The sequence below is a fragment of the Roseibium sp. AWQ4_254 genome, from assembly GCF_056161025.1.
On record NZ_JBSWYH010000029.1, the window covers coordinates 36,832 to 62,233 of the forward strand.

General features: G+C 59.6%; 19 protein-coding genes. 10 read left to right on the forward strand and 9 right to left on the reverse strand.

Annotation, left to right across the window (positions count from 1 at the left end):
* Positions 1–151: 151 nt before the first annotated feature.
* From ACXAIC_RS19980 to ACXAIC_RS19995, 4 genes are all read right to left on the reverse strand, one after another.
* Positions 152–1,789 (reverse strand): BCCT family transporter, encoded by a 1,638-nt coding sequence (locus ACXAIC_RS19980; RefSeq protein ID WP_475184272.1) that lies wholly within the window; start codon positions 1,787–1,789, stop codon positions 152–154.
* 28 nt (positions 1,790–1,817) lie between these two features.
* Positions 1,818–2,231, reverse strand: coding sequence for a universal stress protein (locus ACXAIC_RS19985; protein WP_475184274.1), 414 nt, complete (start codon positions 2,229–2,231; stop codon positions 1,818–1,820).
* Between the two features lie 240 nt (positions 2,232–2,471).
* Positions 2,472–4,640 carry a diguanylate cyclase gene (locus tag ACXAIC_RS19990; protein WP_475184276.1) on the reverse strand — a complete coding sequence of 723 codons (2,169 nt, stop codon included), beginning with the start codon at positions 4,638–4,640 and terminating at the stop codon, positions 2,472–2,474.
* Between the two features lie 170 nt (positions 4,641–4,810).
* The gene (locus tag ACXAIC_RS19995; RefSeq protein ID WP_475184277.1) at positions 4,811–5,980 is read right to left on the reverse strand and encodes a pyridoxal phosphate-dependent aminotransferase; all 1,170 of its coding nucleotides are present in this window, start codon (positions 5,978–5,980) and stop codon (positions 4,811–4,813) included.
* 349 nt (positions 5,981–6,329) lie between these two features.
* On the opposite strand from ACXAIC_RS19995, the gene ACXAIC_RS20000 reads away from it, so the two are divergent.
* The 5 genes from ACXAIC_RS20000 to ACXAIC_RS20020 all read left to right on the forward strand — a co-directional run bounded on the left by ACXAIC_RS20000 (position 6,330) and on the right by ACXAIC_RS20020 (position 10,514).
* Complete coding sequence (locus tag ACXAIC_RS20000; RefSeq protein ID WP_475184279.1) at positions 6,330–7,412, forward strand: CobW family GTP-binding protein; 1,083 nt, start codon at positions 6,330–6,332, stop codon at positions 7,410–7,412.
* 6 nt (positions 7,413–7,418) lie between these two features.
* Positions 7,419–8,396: a WD40 repeat domain-containing protein gene (locus ACXAIC_RS20005; protein ID WP_475184281.1), complete on the forward strand. Its 978-nt coding sequence runs from the start codon at positions 7,419–7,421 to the stop codon at positions 8,394–8,396.
* 5 nt (positions 8,397–8,401) lie between these two features.
* The gene (locus ACXAIC_RS20010) at positions 8,402–8,905 is read left to right on the forward strand and encodes a DUF2937 family protein (protein WP_475184285.1); all 504 of its coding nucleotides are present in this window, start codon (positions 8,402–8,404) and stop codon (positions 8,903–8,905) included.
* Positions 8,906–8,990: 85 nt separating this feature from the next.
* A complete protein-coding gene (locus ACXAIC_RS20015; RefSeq protein WP_475184287.1) occupies positions 8,991–9,887 on the forward strand; it encodes a LysR family transcriptional regulator in 897 nt (298 codons plus the stop codon).
* 87 nt (positions 9,888–9,974) lie between these two features.
* Complete coding sequence (locus tag ACXAIC_RS20020; RefSeq protein WP_475184288.1) at positions 9,975–10,514, forward strand: TetR/AcrR family transcriptional regulator; 540 nt, start codon at positions 9,975–9,977, stop codon at positions 10,512–10,514.
* An 84-nt stretch (positions 10,515–10,598) separates the two neighbouring features.
* Here ACXAIC_RS20020 and ACXAIC_RS20025 read toward each other — a convergent pair whose 3' ends face one another.
* Positions 10,599–11,690: a Glu/Leu/Phe/Val dehydrogenase dimerization domain-containing protein gene (locus tag ACXAIC_RS20025; RefSeq protein WP_475184290.1), complete on the reverse strand. Its 1,092-nt coding sequence runs from the start codon at positions 11,688–11,690 to the stop codon at positions 10,599–10,601.
* Between the two features lie 236 nt (positions 11,691–11,926).
* On the opposite strand from ACXAIC_RS20025, the gene ACXAIC_RS20030 reads away from it, so the two are divergent.
* Positions 11,927–14,074 carry a HoxN/HupN/NixA family nickel/cobalt transporter gene (locus ACXAIC_RS20030; protein WP_475184291.1) on the forward strand — a complete coding sequence of 716 codons (2,148 nt, stop codon included), beginning with the start codon at positions 11,927–11,929 and terminating at the stop codon, positions 14,072–14,074.
* Between the two features lie 28 nt (positions 14,075–14,102).
* On the opposite strand, the gene ACXAIC_RS20035 is transcribed toward ACXAIC_RS20030, so the two are convergent.
* Both ACXAIC_RS20035 and ACXAIC_RS20040 read right to left on the reverse strand, forming a co-directional pair.
* A complete protein-coding gene (locus ACXAIC_RS20035; RefSeq protein ID WP_475184294.1) occupies positions 14,103–14,771 on the reverse strand; it encodes a response regulator in 669 nt (222 codons plus the stop codon).
* Positions 14,772–14,778: 7 nt separating this feature from the next.
* Complete coding sequence (locus tag ACXAIC_RS20040) at positions 14,779–16,140, reverse strand: cache domain-containing protein (protein WP_475184297.1); 1,362 nt, start codon at positions 16,138–16,140, stop codon at positions 14,779–14,781.
* 192 nt (positions 16,141–16,332) lie between these two features.
* Between ACXAIC_RS20040 and ACXAIC_RS20045 the strand changes: the two genes are divergently transcribed.
* From ACXAIC_RS20045 to ACXAIC_RS20055, 3 genes are all read left to right on the forward strand, one after another.
* The gene (locus ACXAIC_RS20045; RefSeq protein ID WP_475184298.1) at positions 16,333–17,433 is read left to right on the forward strand and encodes a TRAP transporter substrate-binding protein; all 1,101 of its coding nucleotides are present in this window, start codon (positions 16,333–16,335) and stop codon (positions 17,431–17,433) included.
* Positions 17,434–17,509: 76 nt separating this feature from the next.
* Positions 17,510–18,544 (forward strand): TRAP transporter small permease subunit, encoded by a 1,035-nt coding sequence (locus ACXAIC_RS20050; RefSeq protein WP_475184300.1) that lies wholly within the window; start codon positions 17,510–17,512, stop codon positions 18,542–18,544.
* 21 nt (positions 18,545–18,565) lie between these two features.
* On the forward strand, positions 18,566–21,232 hold the full coding sequence (locus ACXAIC_RS20055; RefSeq protein WP_475184302.1) for a TRAP transporter large permease: 2,667 nt from the start codon (positions 18,566–18,568) through the stop codon (positions 21,230–21,232).
* 117 nt (positions 21,233–21,349) lie between these two features.
* Here ACXAIC_RS20055 and ACXAIC_RS20060 read toward each other — a convergent pair whose 3' ends face one another.
* The gene (locus ACXAIC_RS20060; RefSeq protein WP_475184306.1) at positions 21,350–22,072 is read right to left on the reverse strand and encodes a response regulator transcription factor; all 723 of its coding nucleotides are present in this window, start codon (positions 22,070–22,072) and stop codon (positions 21,350–21,352) included.
* A gap of 8 nt (positions 22,073–22,080) precedes the next feature.
* Positions 22,081–24,057 carry a PAS-domain containing protein gene (locus ACXAIC_RS20065; protein WP_475184308.1) on the reverse strand — a complete coding sequence of 659 codons (1,977 nt, stop codon included), beginning with the start codon at positions 24,055–24,057 and terminating at the stop codon, positions 22,081–22,083.
* Positions 24,058–24,231: 174 nt separating this feature from the next.
* Between ACXAIC_RS20065 and ACXAIC_RS20070 the strand changes: the two genes are divergently transcribed.
* A complete protein-coding gene (locus ACXAIC_RS20070) occupies positions 24,232–25,263 on the forward strand; it encodes a LacI family DNA-binding transcriptional regulator (protein WP_475184312.1) in 1,032 nt (343 codons plus the stop codon).
* The last annotated feature ends 139 nt before the right edge of the window (positions 25,264–25,402 follow it).

Below are 25,402 nucleotides of genomic sequence, written 5' to 3' on the forward strand. Positions count from 1 at the left end.
GCGAGGCCCGGGACTCCCCGGCCATTGCCTGCCGCGTCGCCGCCCTTTTCAAAGGGGGCGCAGGCTGCCGTTTCTCTGGCGGACGCAGAAGAGATCCTGAAAACTGTAGGGAGAAAGCAGGCGCCAGGGTGTGACTGGCGCCTGCTTTCTGTCAGCGCGGTTCGTCTTTCAGGCCCTTGAAGATTGCGTAGCAGGCCAGAAGCAGGACGATGGTGAAGGGGAAACCGGTGGAGACCGCCATGGCCTGGAGCGCGCCGAGACCGCCGCCAAGCAGAAGGGCAATCGCGACCAGCCCCTCAAAGGTGCACCAGAATACCCGCTGGGACACAGGGGCATCCACCTTGCCGCCTGCCGTGATCGTGTCGATGACCAGGGAGCCGGAATCCGACGAGGTCACGAAGAAGACGATCACCAGAATGATGGCGATAAAGGAGGTGATTGGAGCCAGTGGCAGATCTGCCAGCATCCCGAACAGGGACAGTTCCGGACTGTAGCTGGTGATCACATATTGCCGGACCTGGCTGCCCGTGTCCGACAGAACCTGGTCGATGGCGGTGCCGCCAAAGGCGGTCATCCACAAAACGGAAACAAAGGTTGGAATGATCAGCACGCAGATCACAAATTCCCGGACGGTCCGCCCCCGGCTGACCCGGGCAATGAACATGCCGACAAAGGGAGACCAGGAGATCCACCAGGCCCAGTAGAACGAGGTCCAGCCCTGGCGGAAGCCGTCATCTTCCCGGCCGAAGGGCATGGAAAGGGGCAGGATCTGCTGGGCGTAGGAGCTCAAGTTTGCAATGAGATCGGACGCCAGAAGGGCTGTGGGGCCGGCGGCAATGACAAAGACCAGCAGGAGCGCTGCCACCAGCATGTTCACCTCCGACAGCACTTTCACACCCCCGTCCAGGCCACGTAGAACGGAGACGAGCGCGACGGCTGTGATGGCGATGATCAGGACCACCTGGGCCGTGGTGCTGACGGGAATGCCAAAGACAAAATCAAGGCCTGCATTGGCCTGCTGTGCGCCAAAGCCGAGGGAAGTTGCCAGCCCGAACAGCGTTGCGAAGACGGCCAGGATATCGATGATGTGGCCCGGCCAGCCCCAGGTCCGTTCCCCGAAGATCGGGTAAAAGACTGAGCGCATGGTCAGCGGCAGGCCTTTGTTGAACGAGAACAGGGCCAGGGCGAGGGCCACAACGGCGTAGATGGCCCATGGGTGCAGGCCCCAGTGAAAGATTGTTGCCGCCATGCCCATCGCCTTTGCGGCAGCGACGTTGTCCTCAATGAGATTGCCTTGATCATCAAACGGTGACGGGACGCCGATGGGGGAGGAAAAGGCCATGTGATAGACCGGTTCCAGCACGCCGAAAAACATCAGGCCGATGCCCATGCCGGCAGCGAACAGCATCGCAAACCAGCCGAAATAGCTGTAGTCGGGTTCCGCCGCCTTACCGCCGATGCGCACGCTGCCAAACGGCGTGACGATCAGCAGCAGGCAGACCAGAACGAAAATATTGCCTGCGAGAATGAAGAACCAGTCGAGATTGGAAGTCAGCCATTTGCGCATGGCATCAAACAGCGGGCCGACGTCATTCTGAAAGGCGAGGGTCAGAAAAACGAAGGCGATGATGGTCAGGCCGGACACCAGAAAAACCGGGTTGTGAATGTCCAGATTAAACGGTCCCAGTTTGGTTTCGATATTGTCCTGGCCGATTTCATAATCCGTGTCGATGAGGCTGGCCGCGCCCTCCGGATCCGGGATCCCCTGGCTGGAAGTGTTGTCGCTCATGGCGCAATCCTTGTCATTTTGGGAGCTGTTATCTGACGAGAAAGACAGAGACATCTGCGTGGGAGGCGATGCGTCCGCCGTTGGAGGGCCAGACATGGTTCACCGCATTGGGGATATGGGTTGCCATGACCACAAGGTCGGCTCCGGTTTCGGCAATGGCTTTCATAAGCGCAGGCTCCAGTTCCGCAGCCGGATCATGGGCGATCATCGTGTGGGCGGAGGCTGTGATCCCGTGTTTGCTGGCCTGCTGCTGGGCAAACCGGTCAAGCTTGCCGCGGAATTCTTCCGGCGTATGCGCCATTGCGCTGGGGGCAGCCGCCGTGGCGGCGGCAAAGACAACGGGAATGCCGTTTGTGCCGGCAATCTGGGCGCTCACGGAGATTGCTTTTTCAAGTTTGTCCGCGTGGCCCAGATCGATTGGAGTCAGTATTTTTTTGAACAAAATGTCCTCCCTTTCGTATTCCGGTGATGCAGGATGGGGTTTGATCACGGAAATGATGGAACGGGAGATATTTTCTGATTATTTCGATTCTCGAATATTTTTCGTTTTTGCCCGCTCGGTTTCAAAAATATTACGCCTATGTTTTCAAGACGTCAAAGAAACGGCGCTCAGGTGAAATTTAATGACATATCCCCTACGGCAGTTTGTGGCTTGGAGGATGCCGGGTGTACCCGGGTGCTGTCAGTCTTCTTCAGGGGACGGGGCGAGAGCAGGCGTGTAAGCGACGCATTTGTTACGGCCGCTGGTCTTGGCCTCGTAAAGAGCGGTGTCGGCCTTCTGCATGAGGGTGGAGAAATCCACGTCCTCCGGGCAGGAGAGCGCAAGCCCCAGGCTGCATGTAATGGTCTGCTCGATATAGTCCTTCTGGCAGTGCGAGATGATTTTCTTGCGCAGCCTTTCGCACACCGTCATGGCATCCTTAAGCCCGGTTGCGGACAGAACCACGCAGAATTCTTCACCGCCCACCCGGCCGAAAATATCGACAGCGCGCAATTCGTCCCCCACCACATTGGCAAAGGTTTTCAGGACATCGTCTCCTGCCGCGTGACCATATTGGTCATTGATCAGTTTGAATTTGTCGATATCCATCATGACGGCAGTGAAGGGCTGTTCCGTTCTGCGGAAACGCTGAACTTCAGTGGCGGCGCGTTCCAGGAGGGCGCGGCGGTTAAAGATCTTGGTCAGGTCGTCGATGCTGGCAATCCTTTCCAGGTTTATCTTTGCATCCATCAGGGCCTGATGATCCCGCTGGCGGGCAATCTCATGGCCGATCCAATCTGCGAATTGCCGGACAATCTGAATATCTGCGGGTGTGAAGGGGCGTTTGCGGACTTCCGGAGCGGTGAAATTAATTGTTCCGTGGACCTCTCCGTCCACCAGAAGCGGGGCGCCGATATAGGTCTCGAGGCCGAAAATCTCGTAGCAGGGATGCCCGGCAAACTTCGAGTTGGCGGCATTGGTGGTGGCCAGAGGCTCATCTGCAGCCAGCGTCAGGGTGCAATACGTGTCCTTGAGCGGGAAGGTCTGGCCCGGTGTGATCGCATTGTCCGGGCTGTGTGCGTGGCTGATTGTGTAGTGCCCCTCATTCACGTGGCTGATGATGGCGAAGGGCAATTCGTAATGGGCGGAGCCGAGCCGCAGGATTTCCCGGATCTTGTCTTCATGGCTCAGAGCGCGAGTCGAGGTGATGGAATATAGCTCGGACAGCGTCTGCTCGGTCTTCTTGCGGTCCGTGATGTCATTGATCAGGACAACGAGGCCGTCGACGGCGCCATCAGCGTTAAAGCGCGGATTGCAATCCACTTGGCATTCCCGGAAAATTCCATCAGGAAAGTGCAGGCTCACTTCGGCGGTTGCCGTGGTGCCGCCAAGGGCGGTCATTAAGAGTGTGCGGATCGCATCCCTTTCGTTCCAGGGCAGCTTTTCCCGCAGGCGGGTGCCGATCAGCTCTTCGCTTGTGCCGTTGAACCATTCGCACCCTGTCTTGTTGAGGTAGAGGCAGCTGCCGTCCAGTGCCACTTCTCCCACGCAGGCGGTCAGGCTGTCGGCCATCAGATGCAGGTTGCGGTAGGCTTTTTCCGTGAGGGCTTTTGCCTCTTTCAGTTCCGTGATGTCGGCGCGGATGCCGGCAATGCCGCCGGTCTGGGTTCGGGTTTCGGCAATGCGCAGCCAGCGGCCGTCCTCCAGTTGCTGTTCAAGGATCGATCCATCGGCTGACTGGTGCTGCTGAAGCCGCTTTGCCAGCCACGTGTCGTCGTCCAGGCCGCCGGTGTCGTATTGTTTGCGATTCAGTCCGAAGCGCAGAATGTCCTCAAACCGGTTGCCCGGAAACATGGCAGGGGCAGAGCTGGCATAGATCTCCCGGTAGTTTTCATTGCAGATGATCAGCCGGTCTTCGGCATCATAGAGCGCGAACCCTTCCGGAATGGCCTCCAGGGCATCTTCCATGGTCAGGGCAATGTCGCTCAGCTTCATTTCAAGCTGTTTGCGGTCGCTGACATCCCAGGCGATGAACAACAGCCCCTTCAGGGTCTGATCGATATCGAACAGCGGTGAGCTGACCACCTCTAGCTCGGTCCGGGTTCCGTCTCCGAGGATCACGTCCAGGGGCAATTGCCTGCGATGACCCAGATCCTGCGGGGATTTGTAGAACTCTCCCATGGCCTCAAACTGGGCGGGGTCGGCGATAAAACGCTTGGCGGTGGTTCCGGTCAGCTCTCCCGCGCCGACACGCAGCAACCGTTCCATTGCCCGGTTGGCAAATGCAATGGTTCTGTCCGGCCGGGTGATCAGAGCGCTTTCGTTCAGGTCCCCGAAGGATTTTTCCAGGTCGAGTGTAAAACTCTCCACGAATTGCCTCCCCGTATCGGCCTAAGCAGGTGTAACCGAGGAGGTATTAAAGGCGCAGGAAGATTAAAAAATATCTTACTTAGGGATATTTTTGTGTCATATCTCCTTTTTTGGAAAGAGAGATATTTTTATATTCGTATTGAGCCTAGTATTGGTATTTTTCTGTAGTCTTATTCTGCAAGGAATTGCTTTATTCGTTCAAGGGCGCGCAGGATATTCTCGGTTGAATTCGCATAAGACAGTCGGATGTAGCCTTCTCCGAGTATGCCGAAATCTGGTCCGCCGATGGTTGCAACGCCCTGCTTTTCCAGAAGCGTAGAGGCAAGCTCCTTGGCTTTCCAGCCAGTGTCCTTGATGTTCGGATACGCATAGAAGGCGCCAAAGGGCGTCCGGCAGGAAATGCCAGGAAGTGCGTTCAGCCCCTCCACGATGGTTTTCCGGCGGCTGTCGAATTCGCGCACCATGTCCTCAACGGCTGTCTGAGGACCGGTGAGGGCGGCCAGGCCTGCCATCTGCGCCGGGGCATTGACGCAGGACCAGGCATTGACGGCAAGCTTGCGCGCCTTGTCGGCCAGGGCGTCCGGCCAGAGGGAGAACCCCATGCGCCAGCCGGTCATGGCATAAGTCTTGGACCAGCCGTCCAGCAGGATCAGCCGGTCTCTTATGCTGTCAAATTGCAGCAGGGACACGTGCTCCGTGCCGTCATAGGTCATCTGGGAGTAGATTTCGTCCGACAGGATGGCGGTATCCGGCCAGGCATCCAGCCCGGCCACCAGGGCCTCGATTTCGGCGCGCGGGGTGACGCCGCCGGTCGGATTGGCCGGGGAGTTGAGGATCAGCAGGCGGGTCTTGTCCGACAGCAGGGAGAGGGTTTCTTCGGCTGAAAACGCGAAGCCGTTTTCCTCACGGATCGGCACCGGAACCGGTGTGGCTCCGGTAAATTCGATCATCGAGCGGTAGATTGGAAAGCCCGGATCCGGATACAGGATTTCAACGCCGGGTTCGCCGAACATAAGGATCGCCATGAACATGGTGACCTTGCCGCCGGGCACGATCATCACATTGCCCGGGTCGGTCTCGGCTCCGTGACGCTTGTGGAGATCGGCGCAGACCGCTTCGCGCAAGGGGGCGATGCCGGGGGCGGGTGTGTAGCCGTGATGGCCGTCCCGCAGGGCCTTCACCGCTGCTTCCACGATATGCTCCGGTGTGCTGAAATCCGGCTGGCCAATGCCCAGATTGATAATGTCCCTGCCCTGGGCGGCCAAGTCTGTTGCCCGGGCCAGAACCGCAAAGGCGTTTTCTTCCCCGATCCGGTCAAATCCGCTGATCGTCTTCAGCATCGGTTGCTCCCTGAGATCTTTTTGTGTGTTGCGCGCAACCTAGCGCTTCGGTACGGCGTCTGGAAAGACCGGATCGCGGCAGAACTGTTCGCATCGGCCCTCTTGCTGGGCGGAGGGCTGCGGCCTGACCGTTGCCACAGAAAAATTCCGGCGTCCCTCCCATTCAGCTGCCATTATGCTTATATAGCCCGCAAAACAACCTTTCTCGTCCGGGCGGGCACACTCCTTTCCTGAAGCATGTTGCGTTCCAGGGCCCGCAGGCAGAGAGGCTCTGTCTCTTTGCAATCCTTCAGGGGCGGGCCTGCCGGAGCAGGCGGGCCAGCCTTTGATTCAGCCAGAAAGTTTCGCCATGTCTTTGACACAGGACACCCAGGCACAGGTTCCGGTCACCGTGCTGACCGGCTATCTCGGTGCCGGAAAAACGACCCTTCTCAACCGGATCCTGTCCGAACAGCACGGCCAGAAATATGCGGTCATCGTGAATGAGTTCGGGGAAGTGGGGATCGACAATGACCTGCTTGTCGAATCCGACGAAGAAATCTTTGAAATGAACAATGGCTGCATCTGCTGTACCGTGCGCGGAGACCTGATCCGCACAGTGCAGAACCTGATGAAGCGCAAGGGAGCTTTCGACGGCATCATCGTGGAGACCACCGGTGTGGCCGATCCGGCGCCCGTGGCGCAGACTTTTTTCATGGATGATGATGTGCGGGCCTCCGCCCGGCTGGATGCCGTTGTTGCCGTTGTCGATGCCCGGCATGTGTTGCAGCGCCTTGAAGACACGGAAGAAGCCGAGGACCAGATTGCCTTTGCCGATGTGATCCTGATCAACAAGACCGATCTTGTGTCTGCGGACGAGATCCGCACCGTGGAGGCCCGCATCCGGTCAATCAACCCTTATGCGGTTCTCCACCGGAGTGAACGTTGCGGGATCGATATTTCCATGGTTCTGGACCGGGGGGCGTTTGATCTGGACCGGATCCTGACCCTTGATCCGAAATTTCTGGGCGAGGCCGAGGATGATCATGTCTGCGGGCCTGACTGCGATCATGACCATCATGACCATCATGACCATGGGCATGATCACGCGCATGACCACGGCCATCACCACCATCACGATGACAATCCTCATTCGGTCAAGAGCATTTCGCTGACCGCAGGGGATCTGAACCCGGAGCTGTTTTTCCCCTGGATCAACCAGGTGGCCCAGGTTCAGGGGCCGAACATTCTGCGCATGAAGGGCATCCTGGCGTTCAAGGGGGATCCGGAGCGTTATGTCATTCAGGGGGTTCACATGATTGTCGAAGGGAATCACCAGCGCGACTGGAAAGAGGATGAACCCCGCGAAAGCCGGCTTGTGTTCATCGGCCGGGATCTCAACTGGGATGTTCTGAAAGAGAGCTTCCAGGCGTGCCGCGCCGAGCAGGGCTGATCAGACGTGCCAATTGTTGCTCCCATTGAGACCGGCGGCTTTGTGGTCCGGGCCGGGTTCTTGAAAGACTGTGCCTATTTCGCGTCCGGGGAAGGTGATGTGACCTTGTCCGGCGCGGGGGAAAAGGTCCTGAAACTGCATAAGGCCGGACTGCTGGCCGCTGAGCCTGCAAAGGATGGGCTTTCGCTGATCACCTCCGGCGACGATGGCTGTGTCTACCGCTGTGGCCAGGACGGATCCCATGAGCTTGTGGCCGAACGGTCCCGCAAGTGGCTCGACCTGATCGCTACCTCGGCTTCGGGGGGGCTTGCCTTTTCCAGTGGCCGGGTCGCCTGGGTGATCCTCGGCGATGGCCGGGAAAAGGAGCTCACCCATAATGGCGCTGTTGGTGGTCTTGCCTTTGCGCCCAAGGGCACACGGCTGGCCGTGGCCCATTATGACGGGGCAACGCTGTGGTGGCCGGGCACGGATGGGGCCCCGGCGGAGTTGACCTGGAAAGGTGCGCATTTCGCCACGGATTTTTCACCGGACGGCAAATATCTTGTCACATGCATGCAGGAAAATGCCCTCCATGGATGGCGCCTGTCCGATGCGCAGGACATGCGCATGAGCGGCTATCCGGCGAAGGTCAAGTCGTTCAGCTGGTCTTTCAAGGGGCGCTATCTGGCGACTTCGGGCGCGAATGCCGCCATCTTGTGGCCCTTTTCCGGGAAGACAGGTCCCATGGGGCAATCGCCCCTGCAATTGGGGGGGCGCTCTGATCTGCTGGTAACGGCGGTGGCTTGTCATCCCCAGGAAGACGTGGTGGCGGTTGCCTATCAGGACGGGTCCATTCTCATGTGCCGGTTTTCCGATCAGGCCGAGGTTCTGCTGCGGCGGCCGGGTCAGGGGCCTGTTTCTTCCATGGGCTGGGACCGGCAAGGAAGCAGGCTGGCGTTCGGCACCGAGGCGGGCGAAGCGGGGATCATCAGCCTGGAGGAGTAAAGGCGGTGACGGTACGGATTTTCCTTCTTCTGGCCATGCTGTTCAGCGGTACGGCAACGTCTCAATTGCCGGAATTTTCCCAGCAATACCGGCAACGGCTCGGCGGGGCCATTGATGCTTTGGAAGAGGTGCTGGCCGATTTCCGCCGGGACGCGGCGCGCTATGGTTTGAGCATTTCCGAAGCGATTGCCCGGCAACGGGCGGCGGACGATCCGTTCATCCGGGCCCGGGGCGACAGCATGGCTCTGGCCGATGAACGCCTGGCCCGCTTGAAAGAGCAGCAGGTGCAGCTTCAAACGGCCGGTCCCTTGCAGCGGCTTGCCGTGGTTGCCCGCAGGTTCGATCCGCAACTGGCCCAGGCCACGGCGCAAGCCTATGAGCCTGCAGCGCCGGTCACCTTTGCGGGCTTTGTATGCGCCGGGGCTGGTGCATTAGCTGGGCTTTTGCTCATGCGTCTTCTTGTTGGTCTTGGCAGGTTCGGCTTGCGCCGCAGGCCGCAGGCGGGGTAGCGGTTTCGAGCCCGTCGCTGCTTTGACCCCGTGCCGTCAAATCAGGTAATCAAGGTGGACCGGGCCCTAGGCGAAAGGAAACCTGATGGACGCAATCACGCGTATGCGCTGTTTTATTCAAGTGGTCGATTCCAACGGGTTTTCAGCGGCGGCGCGGGAGATGGGCCGGTCCAAGGCGCTTGTCTCCAAATATGTGGGTGAATTGGAGGACGAACTGGGTGTGCGGCTCCTGAACCGGACCACCCGGCAGGTATCTCTGACCGAGGTCGGGGAAGCCTATTACAAGGAAGCGGCCGAAATTCTGCAGCGGATCGATGATCTTCAGGCCTCGGTGCAATCCACCCATCGCGAAGTCCGGGGCCGCCTCAAGGTGTCTGCGCCCCGGTCGATGGGCGACAATATGCTGAACAAGGCAATCATGCAGTTTCTGGTTCAGTATCCCGAGATCAAGCTGGATCTGCGCCTGGAAGACCGGTTTGTCGATATGGTCGAGGAGGGCTTTGATCTGGCCGTGCGGGTGACGCAACTGGAAGATTCCAGCCTAATTGCCCGCAAGATCACCCCGTTCCGGATTTTGGTCTGTGCAACGCCGCAAGTCATTGAACGCTATGGCGTGCCGAGAGTTCCGGCGGATCTTGCGACCCGGCCGTGTCTTGTCGATACGAACTACCGCAACAAGCAGAATTGGGTTTTTTATGAAGGCGGGGAAAGGTTCACCGTTCCGGTGAAAGGCCCGCTGGAGGTCAACAGTGCGGCTGCGGCCCGCGAGGCCGGGCTGGCCGGGCTCGGCTTCCTGCGCACACCCCATTTCTTTGTCGAGAAAGATATCGAGAAGGGGGACCTTGTGGTTCTTCTGGAGGACTATGAAGAGCCCTTGCGCGGCATTTATGCGGTTTATCCGCACCGGCGTCATTTAAGTGCCAAAGTCCGGGCCTTCGTAGACTTTCTTGTTGAATGTGCTTCCAGGACACCCGAGTGCTGAGGCTTGTGGGGGCGCCCGTTGAGCGGGTGTGAAAACGTCGCGGAAGTTTGACTTGCAAATACACTTGATGCGTATCAGTCTGCGCCGATGAAAAACACCCAGAATGAAATCGCCGCCGGTCTGGAACAAGTGTTCTGGAGCCGGGGATTTGCGGACCCGAGCGTGCCGGACCTGCGCGCTGGAGTGGGTGTCAGTATGCGCACTCTCTACCGTTATTTTCCGTCCCGCGAAGCCATGATCCTTGGGGCTCTTGAATACCGGCACCAAAGATATCTGGCCTATGTGCAGGAAGGTGCCGGGACCCCGGGCCTTGCTGCAGCCGAACAGCTGTTCGACAAGCTGGGCGGCTGGATGCGGGCCACCCAGGGCAAGGAGTGTTTTTTCCGTCAGGCCCTTGCTGCCAATCCGGACAGTGCCAGCATCAAGGCCACAGTGGCCCGGCACAAGGGTGAATTGCTGACGTTTTTCGGGTTTCTCAGCGGCCGCGATCAGTTTGCCACTACTCTCTATATGCTCCATGAGGGCGTGACCGCGTGTTATGGGGAAATGGGTGAAACGGCGGTGGAAGATGCCAAGAGGCAGGTGCGGCTGATGTTCAAGGCTGCCGCGGAAGAGCGTTGCTCCTGACCTGACAGAGGGGCCTGGATCTTTTTTGAAACGGCGGTCTGACCGCCGTTCCCCACGGCTCTTCTTGCCACAAAAGCTTGCGGCTCAGTTGGTTGCCCGGGCACCTTGCAGGCGTTCTTCGGCCAGAGTATCTGCGACCCGTTCCGGCGTGGTGTTTTCCTGGTCAGCGCGTTCAAATATGCGGGCGAGGGTGTTGCCGATGGCGAGCGTTTTCTCGCGCACCTTCAGATCGTCTCCGCCCGGTTCGGCGAGGGCAATGGAAATGACACCGCCCGCATTGATCGCATAGTCAGGCGCATAGAGGATGCCGCGCTGTTTCAGAGCGATCCCGTCCGCTGGCGTTTGCAGCTGGTTGTTGGCGGCGCCTGCGACAATACGGGCGCTGATCTGCGGGATCGTGCGGGCATTCAGGCCTGCTCCCAGGGCACAGGGTACAAAGATATCGGCCTCCACCCGGTGAGCCTCGCCCGGATCGACGGCGGTTGCTCCGAATTCCTCAATCGCCCGGAGCACCGCCGGGGCATGAATGTCGGACACGATCAGTTTCGCCCCGGCATCATGAAGCTGGCGGGCAACGTCAAAACCCACATGGCCAAGCCCCTGCACAGAGACCGTCTTGCCAGCAAGGCTGCCGGTTTCAAAGGCATGGCGGACGCAGGCCTTGATCCCTTCAAAGACGCCGAGGGCGGTGTAGGGAGACGGATCGCCCAGTCCGGTAGCCTGTGTGCCGCGCACGTGCCCGGTCTGGCTGGCCACGGCTTCCATATCACCGGTGGAAACACCCACATCTTCCGCAGTTATATAGGTGCCGGAAAGGCGCTCCAGATGGCGGCCGAAGGCTTCCATCATTGCCGGGGTCTTGTCCTTGCGTGGGCAGGCGATGATGACCGCCTTGCCGCCGCCAAGGCCAAGGCCGGCGAGGGCGTTCTTGTAGGTCATGCCACGGGACAGGCGCAGGGCGTCGGTCAGCGCATCGGCCGGTTTTTCATACGGCCAGACCCGGCACCCGCCCAAAGCAGGACCCAGCGTGGTGTCGTGAACCGCGATGATCGCGCTCAGGCCACTGTCCCGGTCGGTCACAAAGACGACGTTCTCATGACCTTTCATTTCCGGATGGTCGAAGACGGCGCTGGGATAAACAGATGTGTGCAAGGCATTCATGTCTGGTTCTGCCATTTGTTTTTGACTGCGAATATTTTAGCCTTTCAGGCAATAAAATTGTCTTCTTTATCCCGATATATAGATCAATCTGAGGTGAAAATTTTCAAATTATGCTATCTGTTGAATATTTTGTTCCTTTTCAATTTTGCGGTACGGAAGGATTGGCAGCCATTTTCCTGCCGTCTTCTGTGGTCACAGAGAGCGGCGCATGCCATTTAGGCGTGATACATCCCACGAGATAGGTGAACCCGGTGCGTTGTTCCCCCGCCCTTTCCCGTCAGGCCCTTCCTTCGCTGGCAGGGCAACTTACCGCATGCCTGGCGTTCCTGCTCCTGTCTGTTGCCAGCGCCTTCGCGCACCCGCATGTGTTTGTTGAAACCCGGTCGAAACTGATTTTCGACGACAAGGGCGAAGCGGTGTCCGTTGAGCATGTATTCCGTTTCGACGACGCGTTCAGCGCCTTTGCCATGCAGGGGTTCGACAAGAACCAGGATGGGGTCTATTCCCGCGAAGAACTGCACGATCTGGCCAAGATCAACGTGGAGAGCATGGCCGATTACGGCTTCTTCACCTTCGGCGACAACACCAAGGTTGAACTCGATTTCACCCTGCCCACCAGCTACTGGATGGAAGTGGTGACGGTGCCGATGGATAAATACTGGGTCATGAAGCCGGAAGATTTCGCGGCTATGAAGGAAAGTCAGGAGATGAATGGGGATACCATTTCCCAGACCGTTGATCTTCTGGAGCTGCATTTCGTTCTGCCTTTGAAACAGCCGACCGATGCCACTCACCCGATCACCCTTGATATTTACGACCCGACCTATTTTGTCGACTTCCGCTTCGCTGATACGCCCGACGCAGTCGGGACAGTGAATGCGCCGGGTCCCTGTCAAGTGACACGCAAGGCACCGCCGCCCCTGGATGATGCGACTGCGTATGCGCTCGCCCAGATAGGGGCGGATCAGCGGGACCTGCCGCCGGAGCTGCAATGGGCTGCTGACAGTCAGGTCAACCAGATGATCGTCAACTGTGCGCCTGCCCCTTCCACGGCCTCGTCGTCCGAAGCAGCTGCAGGTGCAACCGGGTCTGCCGTCAGGAGCACAACGGGGTCCGCGAGTGAAAGCGCCGATGTGGCCGGGTCCGCAATGACCGCTGCAGCTGAGGCTGGTACCACTGATGGTGCGGCTTCGCTCCCTTCCGCAGAGGCGGGCTCAGGGGCAGCTCCAATGGCTGCTCCTGCTGAGGCGGCAGACAAGGCCGGGACCTCCGCAAGCGCCACCGGATCACAACCGGCAGCGCCTGCAACGCGCCGGGCCAGCGATGTTGCCGCGTCGACGGCCGTCGCCGTGATTGATCCGGCCGTTTCGGCAAATGTGCATATCAGCCTTCTGGACCGGATCTTCGGCACGATCGCTCTCAAGCAGAAGGAGTTTTACCACAAGCTGGTCTCCAGCCTGCGGGCCTTCCGCACCAACCCGCATGCAGGCTGGCTGCTGATCGGCATCTCCTTTCTCTATGGCATTTTTCATGCCGCCGGACCCGGCCACGGCAAGGCGGTGATCACGTCCTATGTGGTGGCCAACAACGAGACCTTGCGCAAGGGGATCGTCCTATCCTTCGCCTCTGCCTTTGCCCAGGCGCTGACGGCCATTGTTCTGGTGGGCGGCCTGGCAATTGTCTTCAACCTGACCAGCGTTGCGATCCAGGACACCGCCTGGTGGTTCGAGGTCGGCTCCTATCTTCTGATCATCTGGCTGGGTGGATGGCTGCTCTGGCAGAAAGCTTTCCGCCCGCTCCTGTCCGGACTTGCTGCGCGCATGAGCGGGAACGGGTTGGCCTTGGCTGGCGCGCCGACCGGGGTCCATGTGCATGACCACGGGCATGAACATGATCACGAAGCGGGTCACAGCCATGGTCACGGACACCATGCACATGCCCATGCCCACGCTCATGGGCAGCACCAGCACGGTCATTCTCACGGGCATGACCACCATCATGAGATCGGTGCCGATGGGGTCTGTTCAACATGCGGGCATGCCCACGCGCCAACACCGGACATGGTTCAGGGCAAGATCACCCTGGCCCGGGCCGGGTCGATTATTCTGGCCGTCGGCCTCAGGCCCTGCACCGGGGCGCTTGTTGTTCTGGTCTTTGCCCTGTCCCAGGGGTTGATCGGCGCCGGTATTGTCGCCACCCTGGCCATGGCTGTCGGCACGGGGATCACCGTGTCTTCTCTGGCGGGACTGGCCGTTGGCGCCAAGGATCTGGCTGTACGCCTTTTCGGGGAAGGCAGTCCCATGGCGGGCAAAGTCCACCGGGCGATCGAAATTGTCGGGGGGGCCATCGTGTTCCTGCTCGGCATCACGCTGCTGATTGCCACGGTTGGCTGGGGGTAGCCTGCAGCCGAAAGGGTGTGCCGGGGGGCTATTCCAGCAGGCCCAGCTCCTGGGCCACCCGGTAGAGCTGGGCGGCGTTCTTGCTGCCGACTTTTTCGCGCAGGTTGAGACGGTGCGATTCTACCGTGCGCACGCTGATGCCGAGGGCTGTAGCCACTTCCTTGTTAGGATGGCCCTTGGCAATTTCCCGCAGCACCTGGCGCTCGCGCTCCGTAAGCCCGTAAGGGTCTTCCACCGGGGCCGAGGCGCTGGCCCCGACAAGTGTCGGGCCGATGGCGGAGGAAAAGAAATAGCCGCCCGAGGCAACGCTCGTGATTGCCGTGATCATTTCCGATGCAGAAATATCTTTCAAAATATAGCCGCGCGCGCCAGCCTGAACGACGCCGCGCACATATTCCGGACTGTCATAGATGGACAGGATCAGCACGGCGACATCCGGTTGCGCCTTACGCACCTGGGAAGCCGCCTCCAGCCCGTTCATGACGGGCATGGATACATCCATCAAAAGGATGTCCGGTTTCAAGGCCTTGGTCATGGCCACGGCCTCGCGGCCATTGGTGGCTTCGCCGACCACTTCCAGATCGGGAACTTTCTGAAGGCGGGCGCGGATGCCGTCGCGGACCAGTTCATGGTCGTCGGCCAGAAGAATACGGATCGGTTTGCCAGCTTCTAGTGAGGAGGTCGTCGTCAGGGGCATCTCCGCTTCATGCTGCCTTTTCAGCCACATTGTCCAGCGGAATTTGTACCTTGATCCGGGTTCCTCCGGCACTGGGCCGGCTGAGTATCAGCTTGCCGTCATAGGATTCGATCCGCTCGCGCATGTTGCGGAAGCCGAGGCCGCCGGTTTTCGGCAGCGGGTTGGGCAGGCCGACGCCATTGTCCTCCACACACAGTGTGAGCGTATGGCCCCGCACTTTCAGAGTGATGTTAACCTGGTCCGCCTTGGAATGGCGTGCCACATTGGTCATGCATTCCTGCACCACGCGGTAAAGAGCCGTCTTGGCTCCGTCGGACAAGCGGCTGTGACATTGGTCCGCATTCACCTCAACATTAATGCCTGACCTGCTTTCGATTTCGTTGCCCAGGTTTCCAAGTGCGGCCGCAAGGCCCATATCGTCCAGAACGCTCGGCCTCAGATCCCGGGAGATCCGTCTGACTTCAGCAATGGCCCCGTCGAGGGTCTTGAGGCATTTGGCGGCATGACCCCGCAGACCGAGATCGCAGTCGGCCTCGCTGTGGATCATCTCCACGCCATAGCGCACGGAGACGAGCAGCTGCGAGATACTGTCATGCAGCTCGGTCGAAACCCGTTTGCGCTCCTGTTCCTGCACGTGAAAGATCTGGCCGGTCAGTTCCTTTAGTCTGCTGTCGGCAAAGCGTTGTTCGGAAAAGCGCACTCCGGCAATCAGGGCGCCGGAGGTGAGAATTCCGGCAAGGGAGATCAGAAAGGTGACCAGCAGGGTCTGGCGGATGTTCTGGGCAATATCCGCCCGGATCGAGGCCACCTCGCGGGCTATGTCATCGGTGTAAAGGCCCGTGCCCAGCATCCAGCCCCATTTTTCCAGAAGAATGGCATAGCCGAGTTTCTCTGCCACATAGCCGACAGAAGGCTTGTGCCAGACATATTGATGGAAGCCACCACCGTTCTTGGCTTCGGCAATCAGATTCCGGATGACATAGTCGCCATTGTCATCCTGAAGATCCCACCAGTTCTTGCCGACCAGAGAAGGCAGCTTTGGGTGGACGATGTTGGTGCCATCGAGCGTGTAGACGAAAAAATAGCCGTCATGGTCGAAGGTCAGGTTATGGAGGATCTCCTTGACCTCTTTCTGGGCTGCGGCCCGTCCGTTCGGTTCATCTTCGTAGGTCTGTTTGATGGACGTCAATGCCAGGCTGACATAGTTGCGGATTTCCTGGCGCTTTGCCGTCAGAATGCGCTGCTCGACCGACCGGGTTTCGGCATCGATGAGCTTGCGTGATTGAAAGTAGGTCACCCCGCCGATCAGGAAGGACACCGCGATCAGGGGCACAATCGTGATCAGCAGCAATTTTGTCTTAAACGTCACGAAAGATGCCCTCATATTGCGCAAGGGGTTGCGTTGTTTGCGTGCTATTGCGTGGATCTCAGTAGTACTACGGAGAGTATGCGCAGAACCACGAATAGCCTTCCTGTAGTTCAGTCAACTAGACATACGGCGAGATCGGTGCAAGGGTGTATTCCGGTCCTGAATTAACTGGTCCAATTAGGGAGGTAACTAATGGATCGTCGTTCGTTTATCAAAAAGGCTGGTATTGGCGCTGGTGGTGTTGCAGCCGGTTCAGCGCTTGCAGCGCCGGCAATCGCTCAGGGTGTCAAGGACATGGTGATCGTGTCCACGTGGCCGCGGGATTTCCCGGGTCTCGGTATTCCCGCACAGCGTCTGGCGGCACGTATTTCCCAACTGACCGAGGGCCGCCTAAACGTACAGTATTTTGCTGCTGGCGAGCGCGTCGGTGCGTTTGACTCCTTCGATGAAGTCGCCTCCGGCAACGCGCAAGCCTATATTGCCGCTGATTATTACTGGAAGGGCAAACATCCTGGCTGGGCGGCTTTCACGGCTATTCCCTTCGGCCTGACCGTGACCGAGATGGACGCCTGGATCAAATATGGCGGCGGGCAGCAGCTTTGGGACGAACTTGCAGGCGAATTCGGCTTGAAGAATATCGCCATGGGCAACACCGGCGTCCAGATGGGCGGCTGGTTCAACAAGGAAATCGAAACAGCCGACGACCTGAAAGGTCTGAAGATGCGCATCCCAGGTCAGGGGGGCGACGTGATGGCGAAGCTGGGCGCGTCTCCTGTGTCTTTGCCGGGCGGCCAGATCTATGAGAACCTCGTTTCAGGTGCGATCGATGCGACCGAATGGGTCGGTCCGTTCAATGACTACTTCATGAAGTTTTATGAAGCGGCCAAGTACTATTACTATCCGGGTATGCATGAGCCAGGTTCCATGCTGACACTTGGATCCAACAAGGCTTGGTGGGACAGTCTCGACAAGATCGATCAGGAGATCATCAAGGCGGCCTGTGCCGAGGAAAACGCCAACACCATGGCTGAAACCAACGCCAATAACGGTGTCTACCTGAAACGCCTGATCGATGAGCACGGCGTTGAACTGCGCGAGTTCAACGACGAAATCTATGACGCATTCGGTGAAGCTTCCCAGGAAGTTCTGGAAGAAGCGATGGATCATTCCCCGCTGTCCAAGAAGATCTTCGAAGCGGTCATCAATGCGCGCCAGGAAATCGGCAGCTGGATGGCAATCTCTGATGTTGCCTACTCCAACAAGCGGAACCGCGTGCTGGGCATTCCGTCCTAAGCGGGTAAATTTCCTGAAGGGACGGGAGCGATCCCGTCCCTCTTTCATTTAGAAAAAACAAGAAGGCAAAGCCACGATGACGGCCTTGGACACGGTTCAAGACGGCTCGCCTGCCATGAAGTCCGGCGATCACACTCCCGGCAGTGCCCGCATCTTCCGCCTCTTTGGCTGGATCGTTCTGGCGATCATGGCAGCGTTCCTGCTGAATAATTATCTCACGTATTGGCAGAACCTGCCCGGCATCAATCCGATCTTCGGCAAGCCGGCGAACGGGTCCATGCCGATCTTGTGGTCGTGGCTGCAGCTGGGCCTTTATGCGGCCTTCCTGCTCTGGGCGATCACCTATGTCTTCACCAGGGGCAAGACATTGCGGGAAGACGCCGAGCGTATCAGCGCCCTCAACGCCTTCCTGATCCGCGCGGCGTTTTTCGCCGTGGTGATCGTTGCCATTACCGACACCGTGATCTCTTTCCTGCGGGTTGAAGATCTGCTGCCAGGCGTCACCGGAGAGACACTGGCCCATGAGCTGGGCAAGTCCAGGTTCCGCGGCGCCTATGTGCACATGCCGCTGATCGGCCTTTCTGTCGTCCTGGCGCTTCTGATCCGCCGCACCCTCGGTTTTCCCTGGCTGGCGCTGCTGGTCGTGGTGGCCGAATTGCTGATCGTGATCTGCCGCTTTGTCTTTTCCTATGAACAGGCGTTCCTCGCGGACCTTGTGCGCTTTTGGTATGCAGCCCTGTTCCTGTTCGCCAGCGCCTACACCCTCAAGGAAGAGGGGCATGTGCGCGTCGACGTCTTTTATGCGGGCATGAAGGCGAAGACCAAAGGGTATGTGAATGCCATCGGGTCCGTTATTCTGGGCATGACCCTTTGCACGGTCATTCTGGTGATCGGCATGGGGGGCAAGCAGAACATCATCAACAGCCCGATCCTGACCTATGAAGTCACGCAGGCCGGTTTTGGTCTCTACGTGAAATATCTCATGGCAGGCTTCCTGGGCGTGTTCGCCGTCACAATGCTGGTTCAGTTCGTGTCCTATTTCCTCGACGCCGTCGCCGATATCCGCGGCGAGCCGGGCGGGCGGGACCACGATAACCATCCTGTCAATTAAGGCCCGGCGAGATCTCCTGATATGGAACTGTTTTTCCTTCTTCTTCTTGTTCTCCTGATGGCGTTTGCGCTCGGCTCGGGTTTCCCGGTCGCCTTCGCGCTGCCAGGATCCGCCATCTTGACCATCGGCATCGCAGCCGGGTCGGGCTATCTGTTTGCCGGAGACCCGGATGCCTTCTTCTCCCATGGCGGCCCCGGACAGTGGCTGAGCGCGGGCGTGACCAATTTTCGCGGCATCTACTGGGAGGCGGAGCGCGATACGCTGATTGCCATTCCGCTCTTCGTTTTCATGGGCATCATGTTGCAGCGCTCGAAAATTGCTGAGGACCTGCTGGTCACCATGGCCCGCCTGTTCGGCCCCGTGCCCGGTGGTCTCGGCATTTCCGTTGTCTTTGTTGGTGCGCTGCTGGCGGCCACCACCGGCATTGTCGGGGCGACCGTTGTGGCGATGGGCCTGATCTCCCTGCCGGCCATGCTGCGTAACAATTATTCCGTGCCGCTGGCCACGGGCACGATTGCGGCCTCCGGTACGCTGGGGCAGATCATTCCCCCGTCGATCGTGCTCATCATTCTGGCGGACCAGCTGGCCAGCGCGGTTGATCAGGCCGGGTCCCTGCGCCAGACGCTTTACAAGGCGAGCACCGGCGAATTGTCCATGCCATCGGACTATGCGGTCGTTTCAACCAGTGCCGGCGAAATGTTTCTGGGCGCCTTCCTGCCAGGCCTGGTTCTGGTCGGACTCTATATGCTTTTCATTCTCGGCTTCGCCCTGATGAACCCGAAAGCGGCTCCGGCCGTTCATGAGGAAGGCACGTTTACCCGTCAGTTCGCAGGCAAGGTTGTGCTTACCCTGGTGCCGCCGCTGGCTCTGATCTTCCTGGTTTTGGGTTCGATCATTGCAGGTGTAGCAACGGTGAACCAGGCGGGCGCCATCGGTGCTGTAGGCGCCACGATCATGGCCGGTTACCGACTGCGGGACGGCGAGCGCGGAGCCTACAGCCCGGCGATCATCGCCATTGTCGGCCTGCTCACCATTGCGGTTGTCGTCAGCTTCATCGGTGCAGTGAACATCAAGCTGATCAACACCAGCCAGGACGTGCTTGGTCTGGTACTGGCCGTGATTGCGGTCTCCCTGCTGCTGATCGCGATCTTCTGGTCCGGCTGGCGCACGCTTAAACTGGAAGACACGCTGCGCGGTGTGATGATCGAAACGGCGAAAACAACGTCGCTGGTTTTTATCATCCTGCTTGGGGCGGCGATGCTCACCTCGGCCTTCCGGGCCTTTGGCGGCGAAGAACTGGTCAAGAACTTCCTGCAAGGCCTGCCGGGTGGGTTCTGGGCCCAGTTCCTGATCGTCATGCTGGTGATCTTCGTGCTCGGCTTTTTTCTCGACTTCATCGAAATTGCCGTGGTGGTCGTGCCCATCGTGGCGCCGATCCTGTTGGCAGACCCGTCTGCCAACGTCACCGCCGTGTGGCTGGGGGTGATGATCGGTCTGAACATTCAAACCTCGTTCCTCACACCACCCTTTGGCTTTGCGCTCTTTTATCTGCGCGGGGTGGCCCCTGCGGTGGTCAAGACCATCGACATGTACAAAGGCGTGATTGCCTTTATTGCCCTGCAGCTGGTGGCGCTCGGCATCGTCGGGTTCTATCCGCAGCTGGTGAACTATCTGCCCAACCGCTCAACCCTGTTGTCGGAGACGGCACCACCCCCGAAAAACCCGCGCCTACAATATTGCATGGAACAGCTCGTCTATGAGGACTTCCAGCAAAATGGCACCAGCATTCTGGAGGCCATCGACACGGCAGCCGGGGCGGATATCAGCTACCTGCCGGAAAAACTGCAGAAGAACCTGACAGAAGGCTTTGAAAAAGCCCGTGAGGCCCTGCCGCTCATGCAGTCCATCCATGATGCGGAAGGCGATGTGGCGGCCGTTTCCGGTGACTACCGGCCGGTGCACATCAAGGTGCGCGCCCTGGAGCGGGACGCCCGCAGGGTGGACGAGCGGATTGCTGACCTTCAGGTTATTGTCGACCGGTCCGGTGACAATCGGGTCTATACGGCGGAACAGGGCGCCCGCGCCCAGGCCACCATTGATCAGCTGAAGGAACAACATGACGCGATCCTGGCCGAGATCCCGGATGACTGGGATGAGGTCTATGGCACCTTCGCTGAAATCCAGAAGCAGGAGACAAATGCCCGCCGGTCCTACCGCCGCACGGTGGATCAGGCCTATGAGCCGGTGCTGGAGTTGAAGGCGGTTCTGGGCGATGCGGATAAGGTTGCCGCGTTCGGGCCGGAGCTGGAGGCCCTCAAGGAGCAGATCCCGGGTCTGGAGCCGGAAGCCGCTGTTGACGCGATTGCGGCCATGCGCTCCAAGGTTGGGGATGCCGAGGGCACCAGCGACATTCGCAAGGGGCTGACGGAAGCGCGCAAAATTATGCGCAGCCGCCAACCGGATGCGGCGAAGGCGGTCGCGGAAATCGACAAGTCGATTGCTGCGCTTCAGGCCGATCTGGCCTGGCGTCAGAAGGGCGCGCAAGAACTGCTTCCGGTGCTGCAGACATATGATGCCGCGGTTGCCGCCAATATCGGCCTCAGACAGCAGCCGCGCTTGCCGACCGGAATGGCTCTCGATGTGGCCGGGTGTCTGTCCTATCACAGGGATATTTCCCTGAGCTTCTAATACTGTTCCCGCAAGGACCGACGCTGGTTGGCGTCCGTCCTTGCGGGACACCATAAGAGCGTCTTGCAAACTTATCGTCCGATGCTCTGGGGCGGATTTCTCTTTCGCTGCCCGAACTCAGCTTTTCCAGGTCACGCCGGTCGCAAACATATAGCCGGAGCCGTAGATGGTCCGGATATGGGCGGGCTCGTTCTTGCGGTTAAGTTTCTTGCGCAGGCGTGAGATGCGCACGTCAATCGACCGGTCGAGGCTTTCATCCCGGCCGCCATGCTCCAGCAGATAGTCCCGCGAAAGCACCCGTTTAGGTGCCCGCAAGAGCGCTTCCAGCAGCGTTGCCTCACCGGTGGACAGGAAGGTTTCTTGCCCTTCCGGAGAAATCAGGCTGTGGCTGGCCGGCTGGTAGACCCATCCCTCAAAACAGGCTTGCTCGGGAGACGTGGGCGATTGTGGCTCTGCAGACCGGCGCAGGATGGAGCGGATACGGGCGACCACTTCCCGTGGGTCGAAGGGTTTGACCACGTAGTCATCCGCGCCGAGTTCAAGGCCCATGACCCTGTCTGTGGCGTGGCCGCGTGCGGACAGGACAAGAATTGGAACCGAAGACTTGCGCCGGATTTCGTTGATCAAGGCCATGCCTTCCATATCGGGCAGGCCGAGATCGACAATGCAGGCGTCGGGTGTGTCCACATCCAGGGCGGCCAAAAGGGCGGTGGCAGTCGTATGAACCACCCCGCGCATGCCGAACTGGTCCATGGCGTCCTGGAGCAACTGGCCGATATCCGGCTCGTCATCGACGATGAAGACGGTCAGAGCTGTCTGCGGCGCGGCACGTGTCTGCAAGGTCGGTCTCATATGGGGTTGGAAGCTGACGGGCGGAAGAGAATCTTTTGCAGGGTGGCGGCCAGTTGATCATCTGCGAAAGGTTTCGCCAAGACCGGAAATTCACAGGCCGTATCCTGGCCGGTCAGCTCCGACCAGTCCGCATATCCGCTCATCAGCGCAATGCCTAGGTCGGGCCGGTGCTGGCGGATCTCTCTAGCCAGGGTCAATCCGTTGGCCTGTCCGGGCATGATGATGTCACTGACAACCCCCTTCAGATCGGGCAGGTCAATTGCCAGCTGCCGCGCATCCTCCGTGCCTTCGGCCCGCAGCACCGCAAAGCCGAGCCGTTGCAGCTGTTCGCTCACCGTTGTGGCCACGTCCGGGTCATCCTCCACCAGCAGCAGCAGGTCGCCTTGTCCGGGCAGATGTGGCGGGTCTGCCGCAGACGAGTGCGGTTCACCGCACGTGTCGGGGGCGGGATGGAATGGCAGATAGAGGGTCAGCGTCGTGCCCTTGCCGGGCTGGCTGTCGACGGCAATGGCGCCGCCGGACTGGCGGATGAAGCCGTAGACCATGGAGAGGCCAAGGCCGCTGCCGGTGCCGAAGGCCTTGGTGGTGAAGAACGGTTCAAAAATCTTCAGCCGCGTGTCCTCATCCATGCCCAGGCCTGTATCGGTCACGGTGATGCGCCCATAGCGGCCGGACGGCACGCCCAGCTCATCGGCTTCGCGCCGGTCCAGCTGTGTGCCGTCCAGGGTGAGGGACAGGGTGCCGCCCTCCGGCATGGCGTCGCGGGCATTGAAGGCCAGATTGATCAGCGCGGTTTCCATTTGGGTCGGATCGATCCTGGCCCCGATGCCCGTGTCTGAAACCTCCGTGACCAGGGTGATGGACGCGGGCAGGCTGCCGTCAAGAAGACGGCCGGCATTGCTGAGCGGCTGGGCCAGGGCAACCGTTTGCGGATCCACTGCCTTGCCCCGGCTGAAGGCCAGTAGACGCTGGATCAGGTCTGTGCCCCGTTTGGCCGCTTCCAGCATGGGTGTGAGTTTCTGGTCCAGGGCGTCTTTTTGCAGAGGCGCTTCCATGCGGCTGAGGGTCAGAAGATTGCCCATCAGGATGGTCAGAAGGTTGTTGAAATCATGGGCGAGCCCGCCCGTCAGCTTGCCGACCGCATCCATGCGCTGGGATTGGACCAGCGTTTCCTCCGCCTGTTTCTGTCCGGTCGCGTCCAGGGAGAGCACAAAGATCCCGAGGGTCCGGCCATCCACGGTCATGTCCGGGATCAGGGTGGAGCGCATATAGGCTTTGGACCCGTCAGGCCGGTCGCGCTGATATTCATAGCTGACCGCATTGCCATCAAAGGCGTGTTCGATATGGGGCCGGATCTCTTCAAAAAGTTCGGATCCGATCACCTCGGGCGCCAGACGCCCGGCAATGGAGGCAACCGACTGGCCGAACCAGTCCGCATAGCGCCGGTTGGCAAAGCGGAACACCGGGCCGGGGGAAAGATAGGCGATGAGAGCCGGAATATTGTCGGTGACCAGCCGCAGCCAGTCTTCGCTCTGGCGCAGGGCCCGGGTGCGCTCTTCAACCGTCTTTTCCAGGCTTTCCTGTTTGCGCCGTTCTTCGGTAACGTCGGAATAGATGGTGACAAACCCGCCCTGGGGCAGAGGGGTTCCGGAAACGGCAATGATCTGGCCATTGGGCCGGACCCGTTCGAAATAATGGGGCTCGAACCGCTTGGCCCGTTCGATTCGCCGGGCGATCTTGCCTTCAATATCGCCGGTGCCGTATTCCCCCCGTTCCGCATTCACCCGGATGAACTGTTCCAGATGGGCACCGCGCTGGATAATATCCGCTGGCATGTCGAGCATTTCATTCAGGCCACGGTTCCAGGCGACCAGCCTGAGATCCCGGTCAAACACCGTGAAACCCTGGTTGATATGATCCAGCGCGGCCTGCATCAGGTCGAGCTGGGCCTTGAGATGATGTGTTTCCTCCATAAAAGGAGAGTAGATCAAAAGAGGCTCGGACAGAACCGTTCCGGCATAAGCCAAACCGGTAAGGGGGGAGGCACAACGTGCAAGGGCCGCCCGGGCGGGCCGGGGTGTGAAGGGGCTTTGAGCCCGTGGCTTTGACGTGTAAAACCGAAAGTCAAACAAAAGTCAGACAAAAGCATGCCGAAACCGGGTCTTCCATCAGCATCTCCCACCATTCACGACGTGGCCCGTGCCGCCGAGGTGTCAACGGCGACCGTCAGCCGGACCTTGTCCGCGCCGGAACAGGTGTCGCCAAAAACCCGGGACAAGGTCGAACGAGCGGTCGTGCAGACCGGGTATGTGCTCAATCACGCGGCGCGCAATCTGCGCCGGCGGGCCACCGGCACGGTCGTGGCCCTGGTGCCGGATATCGGCAATTCCCATTTTTCCAACATCCTGCAGGGGATCGAGACCGTTTGCGCCGACAGCCATTTGAAGGTGCTGATTGCCGATACCCGCAAGCCCGCCATGTCCCAGGCCCGGATCAACGATTATTTCAGCACCAACAATTGCGACGGCATCGTCATCATGGACGGGCAGTTCTCGGTTGCGGGCATCCGTGCAACAAGCCCGAAACTGCCGCCCATCGTGGCCTGCGGGGAATGGAGTGATGACCCGGACGTGCCGATTGCGGTGATCGATAACCGGCTGGGGGCAGATCTGGCCGTGTCTCACCTTCTGGAGCTCGGCCATCGGAAAATCGGCCATGTGAGCGGGCTTTTGACCCACAAGCCGGGCCGGGACCGGCTGGACGGCTTTCGCCAGAGGCTGAATGCGGCCGGGCAGGATGGGGGCGCTGCCTGGATGTTCGAAGGCGATTATGGCCTTGCGACCGGTGCGCGTGCGGCGGCCGCCTGGCTGGAGTTGCCTGACCGGCCGACAGCGGTGTTCTGCGGCAGCGACCGGTCTGCCTTCGGCTTTATCTCCACACTGGTTGAGGCGGGCGTGCGGGTGCCGGAGGATTGTTCGGTGGCCGGCTATGACGATATCGACATTGCCGCCCATTTTGTGCCGCCGCTGACCACCATCCACCAACCCCGCCGGGCGGTCGGCGAACAGGCGGCCCATCTGCTGATCAGCCTCCTGAACGGCGCCCCGCCGGAAGCTGAAAAAGTTCAGTTGGAACCCTGGCTGGTGGCGCGCAAGAGCACGGCGCCGCTGCAGGGGTGAGACGAGGCGCCGAATGTCATCCGTTGGCGCGGACTTTTCGCACGATATTCTAGAGCGTTTCCCGCTTACTCCGGCTCATATCCTGCGGCAGCGAAGTAGTTTCTTGCCTCTGAGGGCGTGACTGCGTCTATCGCAGACG

Excerpts from the sequence above, each read along its gene's own strand:
- ACXAIC_RS19980 (WP_475184272.1), bottom strand. The coding sequence starts at position 1,789 with ATGAGCGACAACACTTCCAGCCAGGGGATCCCGGATCCGGAGGGCGCG.
- ACXAIC_RS19995 (WP_475184277.1), bottom strand. The coding sequence starts at position 5,980 with ATGCTGAAGACGATCAGCGGATTTGACCGGATCGGGGAAGAAAACGCC.
- ACXAIC_RS20000 (WP_475184279.1), top strand. The coding sequence starts at position 6,330 with ATGTCTTTGACACAGGACACCCAGGCACAGGTTCCGGTCACCGTGCTG.
- ACXAIC_RS20015 (WP_475184287.1), top strand. The coding sequence starts at position 8,991 with ATGGACGCAATCACGCGTATGCGCTGTTTTATTCAAGTGGTCGATTCC.
- ACXAIC_RS20020 (WP_475184288.1), top strand. The coding sequence starts at position 9,975 with ATGAAAAACACCCAGAATGAAATCGCCGCCGGTCTGGAACAAGTGTTC.
- ACXAIC_RS20025 (WP_475184290.1), bottom strand. The coding sequence starts at position 11,690 with ATGGCAGAACCAGACATGAATGCCTTGCACACATCTGTTTATCCCAGC.
- ACXAIC_RS20035 (WP_475184294.1), bottom strand. The coding sequence starts at position 14,771 with ATGCCCCTGACGACGACCTCCTCACTAGAAGCTGGCAAACCGATCCGT.
- ACXAIC_RS20045 (WP_475184298.1), top strand. The coding sequence starts at position 16,333 with ATGGATCGTCGTTCGTTTATCAAAAAGGCTGGTATTGGCGCTGGTGGT.
- ACXAIC_RS20050 (WP_475184300.1), top strand. The coding sequence starts at position 17,510 with ATGACGGCCTTGGACACGGTTCAAGACGGCTCGCCTGCCATGAAGTCC.
- ACXAIC_RS20055 (WP_475184302.1), top strand. The coding sequence starts at position 18,566 with ATGGAACTGTTTTTCCTTCTTCTTCTTGTTCTCCTGATGGCGTTTGCG.
- ACXAIC_RS20065 (WP_475184308.1), bottom strand. The coding sequence starts at position 24,057 with ATGGAGGAAACACATCATCTCAAGGCCCAGCTCGACCTGATGCAGGCC.
- ACXAIC_RS20070 (WP_475184312.1), top strand. The coding sequence starts at position 24,232 with ATGCCGAAACCGGGTCTTCCATCAGCATCTCCCACCATTCACGACGTG.